Genomic DNA, 19,598 nt, shown 5'->3' with positions numbered 1-19,598 from the left:
CGATCGTACGTTCAGTTTCCAAAGAAAACTACCCGAACGATCGTGCTAACGTCTTGGCTTCGACCACCGACCACCGACCACCGACCACCGACCACCGGCCGATGACCGATGACCGATGACCGATGACCGAGGAGAACGTGGCATGGATCTCGCCGTGACAGCCGTCCGCACCGCCCTGAACGGTGTGTCCTACTTTTCGCCGAGGCTCGCCGGCAAGGCCGCCTTCCGTCTCTTCCGCACCCCGCGCGGTCGCAGCCGCCTGCGGTCCGACGAGCGCCCGGTGATGGACCGGGCCGAGGTCGGCGGGATCGCCGTCGGCGGAGAGAAGATCGTCGCGAAGGCTGTCAGCTACCGGTGGGGCACGGGCGAGCGGCCCGTGCTGCTGGTGCACGGCTGGGAGTCGCGCGGCTCGCGCTTCGCCACGCTCGTGTCCGAGCTGCTGGACCTCGGCCTCAGCCCGGTCACCTTCGACGCGCCCGGCCACGGTGAGGCCACCGGCGAGACGATGACGATCCTCGATCTGCGCGACATCATCGCGGCGCTGGACGCGGAACTCGGACCGTTCGAGATGGTCGTGGCGCACTCGCTCGGCGTCACCGCGACGTTCGTCGCCGTCCAGGAGCGCGGGGTGCGGCCGGAGCGGATCGTGGCGATCAGCGGTGTGCCGGACTTCGCCTATCTGGTGGACCGGTTCTGCGCGGGGCTGGGACTGCGGGCGCGGCTGAACCGTGAGCTTCGGGGGCGTGTCGAGCGGGAGTTGTTCCCCGGCGAGGGGGACATCTGGTCGCGGTTCGCGCTCCCGCGTACGGTCGCGCAGCCGGTCCCACTACCAATCCTCGTCGTCCACGACGAGCACGACGACATGGTCGACCCCGCCGAATCGCGCGCTTTCGCCGCCGCGCTCGGCGACCGGGCGACGCTGGTCGTCACGCGTGGGCTCGGCCACCGACGTATCCTCGGCGACCGCGAAGTCGCCGCGTCGGTGCGGGACTTCGTGGTCAGCGAGACGTCGGGGCGTCCGGCAGCAGTGCCGGATCCGTCGCGACAGACCGCAGCCGGTTGAGGATCGCCGTGGCGGCCTTCGCGTAACAGCTGAAGTCGTCGTGCAGGACGGACTCCGCGTTGGCGCCTTCGAGGAGCGACACGACCTCGAAGGTGAGCTGGGGGACGTCGGTGCCGTCCTTGACCTCGCCCGCCTGCTCGGCCTCCTCGATGTTCCGCGCCACGAAGGCGGCCCAGTCGAGGCGCGCCTGCGCCACGGCGTCGTGGACCTTGCCCTCGCGTGCGTCGTACTCGGCCGTGACCGTGTAGAAGAAGCAGCCGCCGGGGAAGACCCGGTTCTCGGAGTAGGTGAGCCAGCCGTCGCACAGCCGCCGGATCCGGTCGAGCCCGGCGGGCAGCTCCAGAACGGGCCGTACGACATGGTCGATGTAGACCTTGGCGGCGGCGCGCACGGTGGCGAGCTGAAGCTCCTCCTTGGAGCCGAACAGGGCGAACACCCCGCTCTTGCTCAGCTTCAGCTCACCGGCCAGCCGGCCGAGCGACAGGCCCCCGAGACCTTCGACCGAGGCGATCCGGACGGTGTGCTTCAGGATCAGTTGACGGGTCTGGTTCCCCCGGGCGATGCGTCCGTCGGTGCTCGTAGCTGTCATCCGCCCCAGTGTACTAACCGGACGACCGTGCGGTCATTACTTGCGACGACGGCCGATTGTCAGTGGCACGGTGCAGACTCTGCGTATGACCGAGCTTCGGAGAACGGTGGAGACCTACTGGACCGCTGCGGATGCCCGCGACTGGCCGTCGTTCGCCGTACGAGCCTCCGGCGGGCCGCGAGCAACTGGTCGAGCGGTACTGACCACATGACTGATCACATGCCGGAGATCGGAAGCGGCACGGGATGCGTCGCCGTGGTGACGGGGGTCGCGCAGGGCATCGGCCGCCGGGTGGCCGAGGTGCTGGCCGCGGAGGGGTACGCGCTGGTCCTGGCCGACATCGTGGCCCCGGTGGACACGCTCGCCGCCGTCCGCGCGACCGGGGCGGACGCGGTGGCCGTGGTCGGGGACATCGCGTCGGAGGCGTACGTGTCCGGGCTCGCCGACCAGGTCCGGGAGCGCTTCGGCCGGGTCGACGCGCTCGTCAACAACGCGGGTGTCTCCCTGCTCGTCCCGGCCGAGGAGACCACGGCCGACCAGTGGCGGCGGGTCCTGGACGTGAATCTCACCGGCCCGTTCCTGCTGTCCCGTGCGGTGGGGCGGCTGATGCTGGCCGCGGGCGGCGGCTCGATCGTCAACATCGCGTCGATCGCCGGGCTGCACGGAGTCTCCGACCGCGCGGCGTACAACGCGAGCAAGCACGGCCTGATCGGACTCACGCGCACGCTGGCGGGGGAGTGGGGAGGCCGGGGCGTGCGGGTCAACGCGGTCTGTCCGGGCTGGGTGAAGACGGAGATGGACGCCGCCGACCAGGCGTCCGGCGGTTACACGGACGAGGACATCGTGGAACGGGTGCCGATGGGGCGGTTCGCCGCGCCCGACGACATCGCCCAGGCGGTGGCGTTCCTGGCGGACCCGGCGCGCAGCGGCTTCGTGAACGGCACCGCCCTGCCGGTCGACGGCGGCTGGACGGCCGACGCGAGCTGGACATCACTGCGCCTGCGCAAGCGCCCGGATTCCCCGCCGGACCGCTCCGGTAGCAGCACCCCCGAGAACGCGAAAAGGTGAATGTGTGAAAGCGACCGACACGACCAACGCCACTGAGGCGACCAATCTGCGCGACATGCTCGCGGCGCACGTGAGTGAGGGACCGCTGCCGGGCGCCGTGGCGCTGGTGGCTCGGGGCGACCGTATCGAGCTGGCGGAGGTCGGCTCGGCCGATGCCGCCGGCACCACCCCGCTGACCAGGGACTCGATCTTCCGTATCGCCTCCCTCACCAAGCCGGTCGTCGCCGCGGCGGTCATGATGCTGGTCGAGGACGGCCGTATCGCGCTGGACGATTCGGTCGGCCGGTGGCTGCCCGAGCTGGCGGCACCGATGGTCGTCCGGACACCCGCCGCCCCGCTGGACGACGTGGTGCCGGCCGTCCGGGCGATCACCGTGTTCGATCTGCTCACCTTCCGTTCGGGGCACGGCTTCCCGTCCGACTTCTCACTGCCCGCAGTCGCACCGCTGTTCAGCGAGCTGAAGCAGGGTCCTCCGCAGCCGCAGCACATCGCCGAGCCGGACGCGTGGATGGCGGCGCTGTCCCGTATCCCGCTGCTGCACCAGCCGGGCGAGGCCTGGCTGTACAACATCGGATCGGACATCCTCGGTGTGCTGATCGCGAGGGTGACGGGCCGGTCGCTGCCGGAGTTCCTGGCGGAGCGGTTGTTCGAACCGCTCGGCATGGTGGACACGGGATTCGAGGTGCCGGCCGGCAACCGCGACCGGGTGCCCCCCTACTACCGGACCGACGAGACGGGCGGCCTCGAACTGATCGACGCCCCCGACGGCCAGTGGAGCACGGTGCCGCCCTTCCCGTCCGGCGCGGGCGGCCTCGTGTCGACCGTCGCCGACTGGCACGCCTTCGCCAGGATGCTCCTCGCGGACGGCAGAGCGGACGGCAGGGCGGGCGACCGGGCACTGCTGTCACCGGCGTCCGTGCGACAGATGACCACGGACCACCTCACCCGTCCCCAGCGCGACGCGAGCACCCTGTTCCTGGAGGGCCAGGGCTGGGGTTTCGGCGGCTCGGTGGATGTCGAGAAGATCGACCCCTGGAACGTACCGGGCCGCTACGGCTGGGTCGGCGGAACCGGCACGGCGGCCCACATCACGCCGTCCACGGGCTCGGTGACCATCCTGCTGACACAACTGGAGGCGGGCCCGGTCCCGTCCCCGCTGCTGCGCGACTTCTGGCGCCACGCGTCGCGGTAGCCGCTCAACGCCGCCGACCGCGTCAACGCCGCCGACCGCGCCCCCGCGCCTGCCATCCGGCCCCGACGCCGCCCAAGTGGAGGGCGACGAGGGTGAATCCGACGAGCATCAGACTCGTCGTACCGAAGATGACCTCGGTCGACGTGTTGGTGGCGTTGATGATGAAGGCGATGAAAAAGACCACAGCCGCCGCTATTGCGAGCATTTGCTCTCTCCTGTCGTTCCTGTCGGTGGATGGCCAACCAAGCCCGGAATGATGGTGGTTGGGCCGTTGCCGACCGTGTTCCCCGGAAGGGTGTCGCCAGTCCTGCGACACTGGGGCGATGAGCGAAGCGCGTACGGCCCGCGGCGTCCTGGGCGTGGTGGCGTCGGCGGCCGGCGGGGTGAAGTCGCTCCGCACCGGCCTGGTCGAACCGGCGGTGGACCGCGGCTGGCGGGTCGCGGTCCACCCTCACCCCGACGGCGGGCCGCTGGCTACGGGCGAGCGGCGAACTGGCCCACCTGGAGACCCCGACCGGCCTCCCGGTCCGCGACCACCCCGCCTCCCCTCGGACCCCGCCCGCACCCCCCGGTGACCTGCTATGTGGCGGCCCCGGCAACGGCCAACACGGTCGCCGAACTCGCCCTGGGCATCGCCGACAGCCAGGCCCTCACCCAACTCACCGAAGCCCTGGGCACCCCCACCTCACGTCCCGCACCGCGTGGACCCGACCGAACCGTTTGGTCAGTCCGGGCACGGACACATCTGTCATTCGTCCTCCTCCTCGTACGTAATGAACAACTGTTCAGGAACATGTGTTCATCGTGTCGGCGAGACCCGTCGAACGCCAGAAGGGCAGGTCGCGTGGCTGCCGGGCGGGGACGAACTCCCTCAGCCGCGCGCCCCGTTCAGCCCATTGCCGATCCTCGTACGATCACTGCTCCGCGTACGGGGGGCGTGGCGTGGCGGCTGGTGGACCAGCCCCGCGACGGGCACAGGAGGCGCGGCGGCGGGATCCGGCTGCCGGGGGAGCGCGAGGTCGGACCGGTTCGATGACCCGTACAGGACGACGAAGCCGGGGTGCCAATGGCACCCCGGCTTCGTCGAGGGCGAGGAAAGCGAACGGACTAGCTTCATCAGAGAGGGAGAAGGAAGCCCGTTCATGGCCTCGCCACGGGTAACGCTAGCAGTCAGCTGGGGATCAGGGCACGCAGATTTTCCGGCGTGATGATCAGCGAGTCGGGGTGCAGTCCGTCCGGGCGTTCCAGGCCGATGTAGGTGACGGGGCCGTCCGGGACCGTCGTCCCGTCCCACAGCGTGGTGGCCGCGGCGCGGTCGGCCATCAGGTCGGTGAGGTACCGGACGGTGAGCTGGTCGCGCTCGATGATGCCGCGCAGCAGTTGGGCGACCGACATCCGGTTCTCCTCGACCCGGTTGAAGTTGGGGCTGCCCTTGAGGTAGAGGTGCAGCCACTTCGCGCGCCAGCGGCCGTCGTCGCCGCGGACGAACGCCAGCGGCAGCGCGACCCTTCCCGGGCCGCGCAGCTCCGACTTCATACGTACGGTGCGGGGCTCGAAGGGGCGGCCCAGCTGTTCGGAGTCGCGCAGCATGAAGCCGAAGAACGACTCCTCGACCTCCTCGAAGCCCTCGCCCGAGTAGATGTTGACCTGCGGGACGATGAAGTCGCCGGACACGGCGCCCAGGCGCAGGTTGATGAACTCCGAGGCTCCTTCGGGTGCGTTGGTGATGTCACCGGAGTGCTCGCCCTCGACCAGGGTGAGGGAGGTGTACGACAGCCAGCCGGCTGACTCGTACGAGGCATCCAGCATCAGCGCCGACAGGTCGTAGTCGGTCGGGCGTCCGGTCTGCTTCCAGTGGACGAAGAACCGCAGCAGTTCCCCGTCGACCGGGGAGAGTGAGCCGCGGGGCAGCACGCCGAGGCCGGCGGCCGTCGCCTTGCCGCTGAGCGGGAGCGCGACGTCCAGGACGTCCGGGTCGATCAGCAGATGCCCGGGGTCCGGCAGGCGGCGGCGTATCTCCGTGTCCAGCGCGGCGACCAGGCGCTCGCGCTCGGGCGCGGGCACCGCAGGGCGGGTGTCGGGGGTGACCCAGGCGCGGCCGAGGCGGTTGACGAAGACGCGTCGCCCGGCGCCCTCCACCCCTTCCCCGCCACGGTTGCGGAAGTGCTCGCGCACGGACAGCAGGACCCGGCCGGAGACCTGCGGGGCGACTCGCTTTGCGGCGGTGACCACCGCGTCACGCTCGCCCTGGGTGGGGCAAATGCGCAGCAGGCGGTCCAGGGACCGGAACAGCTTGCCCGGAGCGGACGTCAGCAACCGCGCCGCCCCGACGACGTCGCCCGCGCCGAGCAGTTTCTCGACGCGGCTGTCGAAGGTCCGGGCCTCCTTCTCGCCCCGGGCGACGGCGAACACGTCGGCGGCATGCGGCCAGCGCGCCCGGTACTCGTGCGCGTGCAGGCGCTCGCCGAGGCGCTTCCACGCCTCGCGATGCGCGCCCACATCGGCGAGCTTCGCGGGTGCCTCGGCCACGACGGAGTCGAGGCCGGCGAGCAGGCCGCGGCGGACCGAGCGGGACGGCGACCGGAACCGGGTCGGCCCCAGGAGTGTCACATCGCCGTCCGACAGCGCGCAGGCCAGACGGAGCACATCGGTGACGGTGTCCAGGAGCAGGTCCGCACCCACACCGAGGCGGGCCCGGTTGACGACGGCGCGGTTCTCCCGGACCGGGATCGCCTCGGGCTGCGGACCGTCCGCACAGTGCGCGGCGAGCACCGCCAGGTCGAGCAGGCCCTCGTCACCCAGCGGGGTGGTGCTCCCGGCCAGCGCCCCGTACAGGGAACTGACCTCGGCATCCAGGGCGTCCCCCAGGTGCAGGACCGTCAAGCGGTCACCCGCGGCGGCGATCAACTCGTCCTGAACGGCGAGCATTTCGGCGTACGTGTGCTGGTAGGTGCCGTACGACGGGAGGGCCAGCAGGTTGAGCACGCCGGTACGGAGCTGCGCGAGCACGCGGTCGCGCGACGCGTCGTCGGCAAGGGCCTCGGTGACGCACCGTACCCAGAAGTCGAGCGTGTCCGGCACGTTGGCCGGGAAGTCGACGAAGTACACGTTGTGCTGGACGTGATCGCCGGTCATCTCCCGGACGGTCTCCAGAGTGCGCGCGGCGGTCTCGACAACCGTCTCCTCGCCCAGCCCCGACAGCCGCTCCAGCAGACCCGCCGACAGCTTGAACCCCACGGACATCAACGCGGCGTCGAACTGCCGCGCCGCGACACTGCCCTGTCCGGCGGGTCCGGAGGGGGCGGGGAGGCGGTTGGTGTGCCGGATGACCAGGGATTCGAGACGGTGAACCATCCGGGAATGATCCCAGAGCAGCACGAGCCGACGCATTCGGGTTTCCCACTGCGAGGTTCGGAGGATCGCATCCCCTACGGCGGCGCCCGGACGAGTCGTCCGCTTGTCCGGTGAACCCGCCCTTTCGGGCTCCGTTGTCAGTGGCTGCCCCTACGGTTGAGCAAGGGTAGAGCACCTGTTCGCTGCCGGAGGAGGGGGGACGCGCATGCGCAGGGTATTGCCGGACATGTTCCGGTTCACCACGGGCGACCGGGCGGAGCCGTACGGGGCGATCCTGCAAGCGTTCGGTGCGGCCAACGAGAGCTTGGAGACCGCGCTCGGGCTGGATGACGTGCGCGGACGGCTGCGCGATGACGATGCGGCCGTCGACGCCGTGCGCGGAGTGCACCGGCACCTGACGGCCGCTGGTCCGCGAACGAGTCCTCCCCGGCCCGCGAGGACGACAACACGTACACGCCCCTACTGGTCAGCGGGGGCTGCTCGCCGGACTTCGACACGGAGCTGTCGGGCCGTCGGTCCGATGTACGCAGACCCACGGCGAATCCGCCGCTGCGACAGCAGTCGATCATCACGATCTTCTGCGGGGCGGCGCATTCCTCCAGCGCATCGTTGAGGAACCCGGCGCTGACGCCGGTCGCGGCTACCCGGTCGGAGCCGGTGTCCTTGACGACGAAGTGGAATTCGCCGCCGTCACGCACCGTCCGCACGCCGTGCCCGGAGACGTACACGAGCGCGAGTTCGTCCTCGTCGCGATCCTGAAGAAACTCACCGATGGCCGCCCGCATGCCGTCGGCGGTGAGAGTCGGACACGGTCTGGACGGAGACGAAGTTGCCGATGCTGCGGTGCTTCAGGACCTGTCCGAGCCCCCATACGTCCGCTCGGACAGAGGCCGGCGACAGGAAGTGCCCCTCGTCGTAGTGCTCGTTGCCGATCAGATGGGCCCGGCGCTTGTGCAGACGGGTCACGCCGTGCCGTCATCCGGTTCGGAGGCGTCATCGCCGGCGACTCGGTCCGGGAACTCGCGGACCATGCGTTCCCGTGCGGTGTCCGGGCGCCCGGTGATCTCGATGGAATCGCCCGCGATGGTGACCGCGACCTTGCGGTGCCGCTCCTTGGCACACCATTCCTTGATCAGGGTGATCAGGACCTGGGACGCGGCGCCGACTTCCGCCGGCGACGGCTGCGAGGGCTTGGCGGCCCGCTGCGGCGCCGGCTTCGTCGTAGATGGGGCTGCCGCTTGCTTCTGCGGTGAAGGGGCCGTTCGCGTCCGTTGCTCGGGATCCGCCAGCCGCTGCTTGCGCTGAGCCGGCTCCGGCCGGTCCGGGTGATGGCCGTGCTCCAGGAAGAAGCGTCCCGCATCGGTGATCTCCGCCTGCCACTTCCCACCCTGCCTGGGCATGGTGACCAGGCGCCGCTCCTTGAGCGCGCGGACTGTAGGAGCGAGCTCGGGGCTGTCCGACGTGACGGGGTCGGTTCCGTCCCCGATGCGGGCGAGGAGTGCGAGCTGCCGGCCGTTTAACGGAGACCATGGGTACATGGCGAACGTCGTACCGTCTGTGGTCGCCTCGGCACAAGCTGTGGGCTGACCCTTCCGGGGCGCACGCAGCGAACAGCGCGCTCGAACGCGGAACGCCCCTCGTTGGGAGCCGGATCTTGAAGTCCACACCCAGTTGGCTCCCAAATGGCTCCCAAAACGGGGCCACAACGCACATCAGGCCCGGAACTGATCTCTCAGTACCGGGCCTGACCTGGCGTTTTACTGTCGGGGTGGCGGGATTTGAACCCACGACCTCTTCGTCCCGAATTAGGGCAGTTGGCAAATCTGGGTCCGGCCCGCAAGGCTCCGACCTGCACTGTAAGCCCGCAAAGGCCGAGGTCAAAGGGGTTTCGGCAGGGCCGTTTCTCGACCGATTGACTTCTCACTAACCGATGAGACACCGTTCCCTCCCCTCTCGCTCCTTCAAGATCACATCCAGTTGACATCCAGATTCGGCAGAAGTACCCGAGAAGTATCCGCAGGTCACGGGCTCGTGCAACACGACTGTCCTGCCCATGGTGAGGAACACGTCAGGCCGCCACGGCACCCGTGCGCAAAGCGAACTCACGCAGACCGGCCAGGCTGCCCGGCCGGTACAGGAGATCGGCTGTGAGCGTGCGGATCGCGGGCCGCCGGACTTCTTCGGGTGCGGTGTGCTCGATGGCTCGCAGCGCGCTGAAAGTGCGGCGCCCGTCGCCGAGCTGGTGCCACATGCGGGCCGTGTCCGTGAGGTAGCGCGCGACCCTTTCCGTGTTCGCCAACTGAGAGGGCTCGACGCGGCGGACGTACGGAACGGCGTCGTCGGGTGTGCCGAGGACCGTGAGGCTGCTGATCCGGTACATCGAGACCTCGGCAGGACTAGCCGAGATCGTGAAGAGACCTACGGGCTTTCCGCTCCGATCGACGGGGATACGGTCGGCAGTCTCCTCCGCCTCCTGGAGCAGGTCGAGCGCGGTGCTGCGGCGGCCCCCGGACGCGGCCGTGTAGGCGGCGGTCATGAGCAGACAGGCGCGGGCGGCCAGGGTGTCGGCCTGCGGGCCGTCCTTCCCCACGACTAGCGACGTCGCCGTACGGGCCAGGAAGTCGACGGCGGCCGAGCTGCGGCCGGCACGGCGCATGGTGATGGCCAGGACCCGAGCGGCGTCGCTGAGGGGCCGCGGGTCACCACTGGCCCGTGCCGCGATGAGCGCACGGTCCGCAGTGGCCCAAGCGGCCTCGGAGTGCTGCTTGACGGCGAGTTCGGTGGCCAGGACGTAGGCGCGGGCAACGGCTGCCTGGGCGCGCTCCCGCGCGTGGCCGGTGGCGGCGTCCCGGGTCGCCTCCGCCGTGGCAATCAGTGAGGGAAGGGCGCCGCCGAGGGCGGCGTAGCGGGCGCCGGAGAACATCTCGCGGGCTGTCGTGAGTCCGTCGGCGAGATCGCTCAGGCTCGTCGGTCGTCCGGTGGCCGGCTCGAACAGGGCTCGTTCCACGGCGGCGGCCGGGTTCTGGGCGGCCTGTTCTGCCGCAGCAGCATCGGAGTCGGCCCCGGCGGTCAGACTGGCGCCGAGTCCCAGCGCTCCAGCCATCAGTTCCCGACGTCGCACATCGTCCTCCAGCTCGGCTTCGGTCACCATAGCGGCAGGCGGCAGCGGGGCGGGCGCGTTGTGGCGAGCCGGGGGATCAGCACTGCCGCTCTCGTCGGCAAGGCCCAGGAGGGAAAGTGGGATAGCGAGTCCTTCGGCGATCCGCATCAGGACGTCGACGCTCTGGACTTGGCGCACACCCCGTTCGATCGCGCTGACGTCGGACTGTGCGAGCCCGGCGAGGGAGCCCACAGTGGTCTGGCTGGCGCCCGTGTACTGCCGGAAGTGCTTGATCACGGCGGCGAGGTCGCGCGCTGCGAGGGCTCGTCGCGCCTTCTCGTGATCCCACAGATCGACGGGAACGACTAGCTGGGAATGGCTGCGCACGGTGATCTCCCCTTCCGGGGCGGCGGCATGACCTCGCCTCAGAGTAGAGCCACCGTGACCCCCTGTCAGGGCTTTGGGCGGGGCGCCAGAGGGCTGTCCTATAGGGCCGTCGGATGGGTTTCCCCCACGCTTTTTCCCAGTCTGTGAGTGCACAGAGAACTCCCCGCACAGCACTGTCCGGTTTCCGCAGCTCTGCGCTGGGCTCACCCCTGGTCGAAGGAGTGTTCCGACATGCCACAGCCGCCTTCTCCGCCCCCGCCGCCGCCCCCGCCGGGTCCGATCCCGACTCCGCCCCCGCCCGGCGGCGGTTCGTAAGTCCCGGCACCAAGCCGTGCATCCCGTCGCCTCCGGCGAGGCGCATGGCCCCTGCTGTGTCCAGCGCAGGCATCGACAAGGAGAACCCCGTGCAGGGAATCACCGTGCTCAACCCCGACGAGTTGGGGCAGGACCCCGCAGTCGGCATGGATTTGGCCCTTGGGCTGGGCGTGGGTCACCTGGAGATCCGTACGGCCTACGGCTCGAACGCCCTCGTCCTGAGCGACGCGCAGCTTCGCGAGGTCCGGCGGCTGGCCGACGAACGGGGGCTGCGGGTGGCGGCGCTGGCGTCCCCGTTGTGGAAGTGGTGCCGCCCCGAGGCCGTTCCCGGCAAGGTCGACAGCTTCGGCTTCCCCACGCAGGTGCCGGCCGAGGACCGGCAACGCTGGGTGGACCGCGCGCTCGCCGTCGCCGACATCCTGGGCACTGACCGCGTCCGCGTCTTCTCCCACCTGGCCGTGGGCGAGCAGACGGAGGAGTTCCGGGATGACCCGCTGCTGACGTACGCCCTCAAGGCCGCGGAGCGGGCCGGGGTACGGCTGCTGCTGGAGAACGAGCCGGTGTGCACCGTCGCCGAACCCGCACCGCTTCTTGACGTGCTCCGCGAGCACACCGGGCTGGGCCTGTGGCTCGACCTGGGGAACCTGTACGAGGTCGGTCACGGCACGGCGGAAACCGTCGGCGCCCTCGCCCCGTACGTCGGATACGTCCACATCAAGGACTACGTGCCGCGCGACGACGGCATGAAGCAGTTCGTGGCGGCGGGCGCCGGCGATGTGCCGTACGCGGTTCTGCTTCCTGCCCTTCATCGGGTGCGGCCGGTGCTGCCGTACGCGCTGGAGACGCACGTACGCGAGACTCCGGGCGAGGCGCTGACGCGTGGCGCGGCATTTCTGCGTGGCGCCATCCCCGGTGGCCTGGCGTGAGGCGGGTCCTGCTCGTCGGCTACGGGGAGGTTGGAGCCAAGCACGCCGAGGCCCTGAATCGCACCGACGGGATGGACCTGGTGGGCGTCGCCGACCCTTCGCCGGTCGTTGCCCCGCCTGCTGGGGTGCCGCTGCTCGCCCGGTGGGAGGCGGCGCTGGAGAAGTTCACGCCGGACGTGGTCATGGTGGCGACGCCGCCCGGCACCGCCCTGGTGGCCGCCCGCGCCGCCGCGCTGGGTGGCGCGGCCGTACTGGTGGAGAAGCCGGTCACGCTCGATCCCGCCGATCTGACCCCGGGACCGGAGGACCGGCGGATCTTCGTCGCCTTCCAGCCGCATTTCGCCCCCGGACTCGCCGGGCTGCTCGCCCAGGCACCAACGGTCCGCCGGGCCTCGGTGACGCTGGTGTGCCGCCGGGACCGCGCCTACTACCGGAGTTGGCGCACCAGGTACGCCACCGCCGGGGGCGTCCTGCACCAGCAGGCCATTCACGGCCTGGCCCTCGCCCTGCGCCTCCTGCGCCCCGCGCCCATCACCTCCTGCACCGCCGAGGTGCACCGCGATCGGCGGTGGGCCGAATCGGAGGACCGCATCACCGCGACGCTCGCGTTCGCGGACGGCACGCTCCTGACGGTGGACGCCCGGGTCGACAGTGTCGACCAACAGCGGCGTCACGAGGTCACGCTGCATCTGGACGACGGGCAGCAGGTGCATGTGCGCGGCCGCAATCTTGAAGTCGGCCTCGGCGATCCGCTGTCCGCGCCCGGCGACCTGGCGCTGCGCCAGGCCATGTACCGAGCCCTGCCCGCCGGTGACGCCGGCGCGCGTCACCCGTCTCTGTTCCCGCTTCCCCAGCTCCGCCGCACCCTGGAGGTCATCGACCATGCCTACCGCAACGCGCGCACCGTTTCTGAGGCCGGTTCTGCCACATGACCTCGACGTCGAGGTCGTCGAGCGCAAGGGCGTCGGGCACCCGGACACCCTGGCCGACTCCATCGCCGAGCTGGTCTCGATCCGCTACAGCGAATACTGCCTGCGCGAGTTCGGCGCCATCCTGCACCACAACCTCGACAAGGTCGCCGTCCTCGGAGGCCGTGCCCAATTCGGTGACACCGACGGCATATACGACCGCCCCGTACGCGTGATCTTCGGCGGCCGGATCTCCAAGACCTTCGGCGGCCGTGCGATCCCCGTGCGCGAAATCCTCGAAGACGCCGCCGCCGAGCAACTGCGCACCGCCCTGCCGGGGTTCGAGCACATCACCTGGCAGGCCCAGCACGAGACGACCGACTCCTCCAAGTTCGCGCGCTGGTTCGCCCCTCATGGTCTGGAAGACCTGCCGGAGCGCCCGACGGCCTTCTCCAACGACACCGCGTTCCTCGTCTCCACCGCGCAGCGCACCACGGCCGAGACCGTAGCGCTACTCGCCGAGGCATGGTTCCGCCGACAGCCGTGGGCGGGTAGCGACATCAAGGCCCTGGTCATCCGCGACGGGCATGCGCTGACGGTCACCGTGTGCGTCCCGGCCGTGGCCGGACACCTGGCAAGCAGCGCGGAGTTCGAGGACGCCGTCAACGACGCCGCCCAGGAACTCACCACCCAGCTCCTCAAGCACCTGCCCGGCCCGGTCAAGATCGTGTGCAACACCCGCAACAGCCGCACAGGCCCGCTGTCCGGCCAATACTTCACCGTCTCCGGATCGGCGATCGACTACGGCGAAGACGGGCTGGTCGGCCGGGGCAACGCCCGCTCCGGTCTGATCACACCCGGCCAACAGGCCGGCAACGAAGCCCTGTTCGGGAAGAACCCCGCCTACCACGTCGGCAAGGTCGGCGGGTGGCTCGTCGACGAGGCGAGCCGCACGCTCGCCGAGAAGACCGACGGGCCGTGCCGCATCGCTGTGATGTGGCGAAACGGGAGCCCCTATCCCGAGCCCGCCTCGCTCGACATCACCGCCACGCACCCCGACCCGGCGAACGCCGAGCTGGTGCGCGACGTGCTGCGCCGCACCGACTGGGTGCCCGATCTCGTGGACAACCAGCGCTACCTCCCCGTTGTTCTGCCGGCGGCCGAGCTGCTGGCAGAACTCGACCCGCCCACGCTGTCGTGAACCCGGCCGCCGTGGCGACCGGCCACCTCACCGCTGCCCTGGAACTTCCTCCGGGGCTGGACACAGGCCCGGCCGTCACGGCGGCCAACCGGCTCCCCGGCGGCTGGTACCTGTCCGCCCCAGGCCCCGAGAGCCGACACTGCCCGGCCGTGACGGTGACATACGCCGACGCAGAGCCCACCGTCACCGTGGACGGGCAGACGATCCGCATGAGCCTCCCCCGACCCGTCGCTCGCTCCTCGACGCTCGCCTACACGACGTACACCGCACTGGAACGAGCCCGCCAGCAGCAGCAGATGCTCACCCTCCACGCCAACGCCGCCGTCACACCGAGCGGGCGCGGCGTCCTGCTGCTGGGCACCAAGGGCGCGGGCAAGACCAGCGTGACCCTGGCCCTCGCCGCACGCGGCTGGACCCACGCCGGTGACGACCTGACCATTCTGGCCGAGAACGAGGGGGAACTGCTGATCCTGCCGGGCAAGGCGACAGCCGCCGTCCGCCCGCAGGACCCGGAGCTGTGGCAGGCCCCGAAGCCCATCGTCGACCTCACCCCCTTCCTCCGCGTCCCCGTCCCCCTGGCCGGGATCATCCGCCTCACCGTCCACCCTGCCGTCCCCCGACCGCTGCTCGTGCCGGCCACACCGTTCTCCGCGAACGAACAACTCCGCCTCCACGAAGCCCTCGCCCGGTACATCAGCGGACTCCCCACCCCGCTGACCGGCCCCACCGGGGCGCCGTACGGACCGGTCTGGCCGCTGGACGATCTCCCGCTCGCCCGCTGGCGGACCCACCTGATCGCACGGCTCGAACAGCACCAGTACAGCTACCTGTACGCGCCCGACCCGCAGAGTGCCGCCGACCTCATCACCGAGGAGTACGTGTGATGCCGAAGCCCGCCGCCGCGATCCTGCCCAGCAGGAACGAAGCCGCCACCATCGCCGCCGTCACCGCCGCGGTGGACAGCGCGCTGGACGACGCGCGGGCGGTCATCGTGCACGCAGACTCATCCGACGCCCCCGATACTGCCCACTCCTTCGCAGCCGCCTCCACGCTGGCCGGGACGGTCGGGCTGACCGGGCTGGAGCGGGGCAAGGGCGCCCAGATCCTTGCTGCGGCCCGACTCGTGGAGATCGCCGACGCCGAAGTGGTGCTGATCGCCGACACCGACACCCGCAACCCGGACCCGGCCGTCTACCGCGCGCTGCTGGACCGGGTACGCGACGGGGCCGCTCTGGCAATTGCCGACTACCCGCGCCACTGGGACGAGGCCAACCTCACCAACCATCTCGCCCGGCCGCTGATCGCCGCGACCACCGGACACGATGTGCCTCAACCGCTGGCCGGAGACCTCGCCGTCTCCCGCGAGGCCCTGGCCGCCGCCGTGCGGGCCGCCGCCGCGCTGCCCGCCGAACTGGCGGCGTGCACGGCCGGGTATGGCATCGACGCCTTCCTGCTGCTGACGGCCGCCGCGACCGGCCCCGTCGTCTCCGTACGGATCGACGAGCCCAAACGGCATGCCGGGTCCTTCGGCCACCTCCCGGTCATCTTCCACCAGGCCGTCCCGGTCCTGCTGCACCTGACCGCCGTGTGGAGCCGGCCGCCCGTACCGCACGGCGGTCGCCCGGTCGTCTACCGGGCCGCCGACCGCGCGCTTTCGCCCGACCGCGTTCAGGCCATGCTGACCACGCTGCGCGGCCTCGCGCCGCCCCCAGACGGATACGATGGCGGACCGTGGCCGCTGCCCGTCGTGGGTGCCTGGCGCTCCGTCAACTCCGGCACCTCATCTGTCGATGCGACCCGCCAGTTGTGGCCGCACTATCTGCACCGCGTCCGTAGTTGGCTCGGCAGCGGGCATCACGCCACCACCCCGCAGAGGGCCCAGATGCTCGCCGCCGCACACCACCGTCTGCACACCGATCTCGCCCCAGCAGCAGGAGCTTCGCGATGACCACCCCCACCTCCGGCTTCTCCGCCTTCGCTCTGGAGCCCTTCCCCGAACTCCAGCCCGGCACCGATCTGGCCAGTGCCATCACCGACGCCCTCACGGACACCGGCACCGCCCTTCAGGCTGGGGACATCGTGGTGGTGGCCAGCAAGGTCGTGTCCATTGCGGAGAAGCGCTACGTCGACTTGGCCGGCATCCGCCCCTCGCCCGAGGCCGTGGAGCTGTCCGCCAAGACGGGCAAGCCCGCCGAGGTCGTGCAGCTCATCCTGGACAACTCCACCGAGCACTTCCTGGCCACCGAACGCGGACCGATCATCGCCCGGCACACCCTTGGCTACCAGCTCACCTCAGCCGGGATCGACCGCGCCGGGACCGAGGGCGCGTGGCTGCTGCCGGTAGACCCGGACGCCTCGGCCCGCGCCCTTCGCGATGCCCTGATCGCCTGCACCGGCGCGGACGTGGCCGTCGTCGTCGCCGACTCCGACGGCCGCGCCGACCGGCGCGGGGCGACCTGCATCTCCATCGGCGCCGCCGGGGTGGCACCCCTACGGATCACCGTGCACGACGGCAAGCGGCAGGAGGAGACTTTTACCGACATGATCGCCGCCGCTGCCGGGATCATCCTGGGCCAGCGAGGCCGTGGCGTCCCCGTCGCTGTCCTACGCGGCATCGGCCACACCCCGTTCTCTGATGAGGGCGTGACCGCCATGCTTCACCACGCCCCCACTCATGAGCGCCCCTCGCGATGAAGCAGCTCGCAGTCCTCAGATCACCCATCGGCCAGGCGCTGTCCCCGGTGCTCCACCGCGCCGCGTACCAGGCCCTCGGCCTGGACTGGACCTACGAGGCCCGCGACTGCACCCCCGATCGGCTGGGCTCCTTCCTTGCCTCCCTCGACGACACATGGGCCGGTCTGTCGCTGACCATGCCGCTCAAGCGCACCGTCGTCCCACTCCTCGACCGGGCGTCGGACACGGTTGTGCGGATCGGAGCGGCGAACACCGTCGTCGTGACGGATGGCCGGCTCATCGGGGAGAACACCGACCTGTACGGCATGGTGCAGGCGCTTCGCGAAGGGGGCGTGACGGCGGCAGCAGACGTCACGGTTCTCGGCGCCGGAGCGACCGCCTGCACAGCACTGGCCGCTGCCCGCGAGTTGGGCTGTGATCAAGCGACTGTGATCGCCCGCGACGTCAGACGGGCCCGTGCGACCCTTGAGTCCACAGGCGAGCGGATCGGCATCAGAGTTCGGATCGAGCCTTGGGCAGCCGCGGTGGATCACCTGTCCGCCGGCCTTGTCGTTTCCGCTTTGCCGCCCAGCGTCGCCGATGCTCTCGCGCCACTCTGGACGCGGACACGCGCCATCGGCACCCTCATGGATGTCGTCTACCGCCCCTGGCCCACCGCGCTCGGTCACGCTGCCGAGGTGGCGGGACGCCGTGTCGTGGGCGGGCTGCCCATGCTCGTGCACCAGGCCGCCCGGCAGATCACACTCCAGACCGGGCAGCTCACACCCCCGATCGGCAAGATGCTGCATGCCGCTACGGCTGCGCTGGCCTGAGCGAGGCCGAGAGCAGTGGGAGCGCAGCGGTCAGGCCCAGTTGTGTTCGCGGAGCATCTCTTCCATCCGGCGGACGCACGGAAGGTAACAGTAGAGGGGGGCCTCCCCGTACTCCAGGCTCACCGCAGGGCCTATCCACAGCACGGGAACGTCGGACGCCTCGCAGCGCCAGCACTTGCCATTCCTCCAGTTCCTTTCCACGAACGACTATCCGTTCTTGATGCCGAGGCACAGGGCGCCGAGCAGCGCGGAGCATGGCGGCCCGCCGGTAGGGGCGAGCAAGCGCTTCGACGTCGTGGCTGGATCGAGCGCCTACGCCCCGTTCGGCCGGGCGAGCACCGGCATGACCGGGTTCTCATCCACGACCACGCCACGGCGGTTGTGCGCGCTCACCAGAGCCTCCAGACGCCGCACACAGGACGCGCAGCAGGAGAACCCGGCATCGCCGGCCTCCACGCTCTGTACGGGGCCGAGCCAGAGCACCGGCACGTCGTGGTCCTCGCAGCGCCAGCACAGGCCGACGGTCCATGTCCGTTCCACTAGACACCTACCCCTCGAAGACGCTGATGTACAGCACGACCACCAGCCCGCACAGCAGCGCCACGTACACAACCTGGCTGGTCCGTTCACTCACTGCGGCACTCCTCGTGATGACTGGGCGGAAGCGGGACTCGGGACAGGGAGAACCCGCCCACTGCGAACCGCCGTTCGCAGTGGGCGGGAGAGTTTCAGGACGGCTCCACGCGGTCTACGAGGTGCTGGAGCCGGTCATCTAGCAGCTTTGCCGCGTCCGGGGTGCAGGTGGCGAGCGCGACCATGCTCGTCACGATGACGTCGCACAGTTCCTTGTTGACGTCGTCCCAAGTGTGTGAGTAGCCCTTGCGCGGGTTGGTGCCGGACGCGCCGTGCATCGCCTCCGCGACCTCTCCTACCTCTTCGCTGATCTTGAGGATGCGCCACAGCCGCTCGTCGCCGACCGGTGCCGCGTTTTCGTCCAGCCAGCTCCGCAGCTTCTCGATACGGGTCCAGGTGGTGTCTTCCATGGGGCACCTCAGATCGTGTGAGTGTGGCGAAGAGTGCTTCGGCGCGCTCGCGCAACGCAGGCGGCCCCGGTTCTCGGAGCACGCCCTTCGCATGCTCAAAGTCCTTATAGACAGGCGGAGTCAGCACTGGTTCCACCTTCATGTGAGCGGTGGTGAGTCGTGCCGATCCTCTACTTGGCGGCTGTCGGCTGCTCCGCCTTCGGGACAGTCGCTGTCCGCGTTTGGTGTTGCAGAGGTCGATGCTGTCCGGGAGCGAACCTTGGCCTCGTGGTGGTCGGCGGCCAGACCTGCGAGGCGTGCCCGCACTTCCGCGTCGGTCGCCGGTGTCGGGGCTTCGCCCAGGGGCGCGGCGTGGTTCATGGCATCTCGCAGGGCGTCGAGTTGCCGGAAGAGTTCGCGCTGGGTGACGTGCCGGCACCAGACGTTCTCTGCTCTGCCGAGAAGGAGGTGGAGGCGGTCGCCCAGTGTGGGTGGGGGCGGGTTGAGGATCCGGCGCACGTTGCGCTCGTAGTTGCTGAGGTTCTTCTCGCGGGGCCGTAGCCACGACGGGCGGCGGCGGGCGGCGCTCATCCCCGGACCGCTGTCGCGGTGGTCAGGGCGAGGACGAGTGCCATGACGATGAGATACGTGTAGACGCCGTGGACAAGGATGGGGTGCTCGAGGCGCATGGCCTTGAGCGCGGCGAGGCCGGTCTTGCCGCTGGACCGCGCCTGGAAGCCGAGGAGGGAGATCTCCAGGGACGACACACTGACCGCCCTACCCGAGCCGAGGTCTTCGCCGGCGTCGGCGTCGGCGTCGGCGTCGGCGTCGGCGTCGAGAAGCGTGTCGATGAGGGTGTACGGCTGGTAGTCCTTGCGGGTGGCGCCACAGTCGCGGGGGTATCGGAATGCAGACATGGTGCGTAGCTCTCTCGGTCGAGGTAGACCCCGCCGGGGGGCGGGTGATC

General features: G+C 70.2%; 22 protein-coding genes. 11 read left to right on the top strand and 11 right to left on the bottom strand.

What is annotated here, in order from left to right; translation table 11 throughout:
- The first annotated feature begins 142 nt into the window (after positions 1-142).
- Entirely contained in the window at positions 143-1,063 is a 921-nt protein-coding gene (locus OG700_RS17015) for an alpha/beta hydrolase (RefSeq protein ID WP_405614400.1), read from the top strand.
- Here OG700_RS17015 and OG700_RS17010 read toward each other — a convergent pair.
- Positions 999-1,652 (bottom strand): TetR/AcrR family transcriptional regulator, encoded by a 654-nt coding sequence (locus OG700_RS17010; protein WP_405614398.1) that lies wholly within the window; start codon positions 1,650-1,652, stop codon positions 999-1,001. The two genes, OG700_RS17015 and OG700_RS17010, sit on opposite strands and share 65 nt — an antisense overlap.
- 207 nt (positions 1,653-1,859) lie before the next feature.
- On the opposite strand from OG700_RS17010, the gene OG700_RS17005 reads away from it, so the two are divergent.
- Both OG700_RS17005 and OG700_RS17000 read left to right on the top strand, forming a co-directional pair.
- Complete coding sequence (locus tag OG700_RS17005) at positions 1,860-2,720, top strand: SDR family NAD(P)-dependent oxidoreductase (protein WP_405614396.1); 861 nt, start codon at positions 1,860-1,862, stop codon at positions 2,718-2,720.
- Positions 2,721-2,775: 55 nt separating this feature from the next.
- Positions 2,776-3,912, top strand: coding sequence for a serine hydrolase domain-containing protein (locus OG700_RS17000; protein WP_405621766.1), 1,137 nt, complete (start codon positions 2,776-2,778; stop codon positions 3,910-3,912).
- 22 nt (positions 3,913-3,934) lie between these two features.
- On the opposite strand, the gene OG700_RS16995 is transcribed toward OG700_RS17000, so the two are convergent.
- Positions 3,935-4,117: a hypothetical protein gene (locus OG700_RS16995; RefSeq protein ID WP_405614394.1), complete on the bottom strand. Its 183-nt coding sequence runs from the start codon at positions 4,115-4,117 to the stop codon at positions 3,935-3,937.
- Positions 4,118-4,235: 118 nt separating this feature from the next.
- On the opposite strand from OG700_RS16995, the gene OG700_RS16990 reads away from it, so the two are divergent.
- Entirely contained in the window at positions 4,236-4,487 is a 252-nt protein-coding gene (locus OG700_RS16990; protein ID WP_405614392.1) for a hypothetical protein, read from the top strand.
- 595 nt (positions 4,488-5,082) lie between these two features.
- Here the strand turns inward: OG700_RS16990 and OG700_RS16985 are convergent.
- From OG700_RS16985 to OG700_RS16965, 5 genes are all read right to left on the bottom strand, one after another.
- The gene (locus tag OG700_RS16985) at positions 5,083-7,266 is read right to left on the bottom strand and encodes a hypothetical protein (protein WP_405614390.1); all 2,184 of its coding nucleotides are present in this window, start codon (positions 7,264-7,266) and stop codon (positions 5,083-5,085) included.
- Between the two features lie 236 nt (positions 7,267-7,502).
- Positions 7,503-8,051, bottom strand: a complete 549-nt coding sequence (locus tag OG700_RS16980; protein ID WP_405614388.1) for a caspase domain-containing protein — start codon at positions 8,049-8,051, stop codon at positions 7,503-7,505.
- On the bottom strand, positions 8,032-8,232 hold the full coding sequence (locus tag OG700_RS16975; RefSeq protein ID WP_405614386.1) for a hypothetical protein: 201 nt from the start codon (positions 8,230-8,232) through the stop codon (positions 8,032-8,034). Before OG700_RS16975 ends, OG700_RS16980 begins: the two co-directional genes overlap by 20 nt.
- Positions 8,229-8,804 (bottom strand): hypothetical protein, encoded by a 576-nt coding sequence (locus OG700_RS16970; protein WP_405614384.1) that lies wholly within the window; start codon positions 8,802-8,804, stop codon positions 8,229-8,231. Before OG700_RS16970 ends, OG700_RS16975 begins: the two co-directional genes overlap by 4 nt.
- 530 nt (positions 8,805-9,334) lie before the next feature.
- Entirely contained in the window at positions 9,335-10,753 is a 1,419-nt protein-coding gene (locus tag OG700_RS16965; protein WP_405614382.1) for a helix-turn-helix domain-containing protein, read from the bottom strand.
- Between the two features lie 404 nt (positions 10,754-11,157).
- Between OG700_RS16965 and OG700_RS16960 the strand changes: the two genes are divergently transcribed.
- The 7 genes from OG700_RS16960 to OG700_RS16930 are packed head-to-tail and all read left to right on the top strand — an operon-like array spanning position 11,158 to position 17,609.
- Positions 11,158-11,994: a sugar phosphate isomerase/epimerase family protein gene (locus OG700_RS16960; RefSeq protein ID WP_405614380.1), complete on the top strand. Its 837-nt coding sequence runs from the start codon at positions 11,158-11,160 to the stop codon at positions 11,992-11,994.
- Positions 11,991-12,926: a Gfo/Idh/MocA family oxidoreductase gene (locus tag OG700_RS16955; protein WP_405614378.1), complete on the top strand. Its 936-nt coding sequence runs from the start codon at positions 11,991-11,993 to the stop codon at positions 12,924-12,926. Before OG700_RS16960 ends, OG700_RS16955 begins: the two co-directional genes overlap by 4 nt.
- The gene (locus OG700_RS16950) at positions 12,877-14,103 is read left to right on the top strand and encodes a methionine adenosyltransferase (RefSeq protein WP_405614376.1); all 1,227 of its coding nucleotides are present in this window, start codon (positions 12,877-12,879) and stop codon (positions 14,101-14,103) included. Before OG700_RS16955 ends, OG700_RS16950 begins: the two co-directional genes overlap by 50 nt.
- Positions 14,100-14,987, top strand: a complete 888-nt coding sequence (locus tag OG700_RS16945; RefSeq protein WP_405614374.1) for a hypothetical protein — start codon at positions 14,100-14,102, stop codon at positions 14,985-14,987. The genes OG700_RS16950 and OG700_RS16945 overlap by 4 nt, the downstream gene beginning before the upstream one ends.
- Positions 14,987-16,051 carry a hypothetical protein gene (locus OG700_RS16940; RefSeq protein ID WP_405614372.1) on the top strand — a complete coding sequence of 355 codons (1,065 nt, stop codon included), beginning with the start codon at positions 14,987-14,989 and terminating at the stop codon, positions 16,049-16,051. The genes OG700_RS16945 and OG700_RS16940 overlap by 1 nt, the downstream gene beginning before the upstream one ends.
- A complete protein-coding gene (locus tag OG700_RS16935; RefSeq protein ID WP_405614370.1) occupies positions 16,048-16,797 on the top strand; it encodes a coenzyme F420-0:L-glutamate ligase in 750 nt (249 codons plus the stop codon). The genes OG700_RS16940 and OG700_RS16935 overlap by 4 nt, the downstream gene beginning before the upstream one ends.
- Complete coding sequence (locus OG700_RS16930) at positions 16,794-17,609, top strand: shikimate dehydrogenase (RefSeq protein WP_405614368.1); 816 nt, start codon at positions 16,794-16,796, stop codon at positions 17,607-17,609. The genes OG700_RS16935 and OG700_RS16930 overlap by 4 nt, the downstream gene beginning before the upstream one ends.
- Positions 17,610-17,921: 312 nt before the next feature.
- Here OG700_RS16930 and OG700_RS16925 read toward each other — a convergent pair whose 3' ends face one another.
- The 4 genes from OG700_RS16925 to OG700_RS16910 all read right to left on the bottom strand — a co-directional run bounded on the left by OG700_RS16925 (position 17,922) and on the right by OG700_RS16910 (position 19,548).
- A complete protein-coding gene (locus OG700_RS16925) occupies positions 17,922-18,149 on the bottom strand; it encodes a hypothetical protein (protein ID WP_405614366.1) in 228 nt (75 codons plus the stop codon).
- Between the two features lie 188 nt (positions 18,150-18,337).
- Positions 18,338-18,652: a MazG-like family protein gene (locus OG700_RS16920; RefSeq protein ID WP_405614364.1), complete on the bottom strand. Its 315-nt coding sequence runs from the start codon at positions 18,650-18,652 to the stop codon at positions 18,338-18,340.
- A gap of 138 nt (positions 18,653-18,790) precedes the next feature.
- Positions 18,791-19,222 (bottom strand): hypothetical protein, encoded by a 432-nt coding sequence (locus OG700_RS16915; RefSeq protein ID WP_405614362.1) that lies wholly within the window; start codon positions 19,220-19,222, stop codon positions 18,791-18,793.
- A complete protein-coding gene (locus tag OG700_RS16910; RefSeq protein WP_405614360.1) occupies positions 19,219-19,548 on the bottom strand; it encodes a hypothetical protein in 330 nt (109 codons plus the stop codon). Before OG700_RS16910 ends, OG700_RS16915 begins: the two co-directional genes overlap by 4 nt.
- Positions 19,549-19,598 lie beyond the last annotated feature (50 nt).

The organism is Streptomyces sp. NBC_01508, assembly GCF_045040315.1.
In the GTDB taxonomy this organism is placed as follows: Bacteria; Actinomycetota; Actinomycetes; order Streptomycetales; family Streptomycetaceae; genus Streptomyces.
Note: the sequence above shows the minus strand (reverse complement) of the source record. Positions and strands in the feature narration are given on the sequence as shown.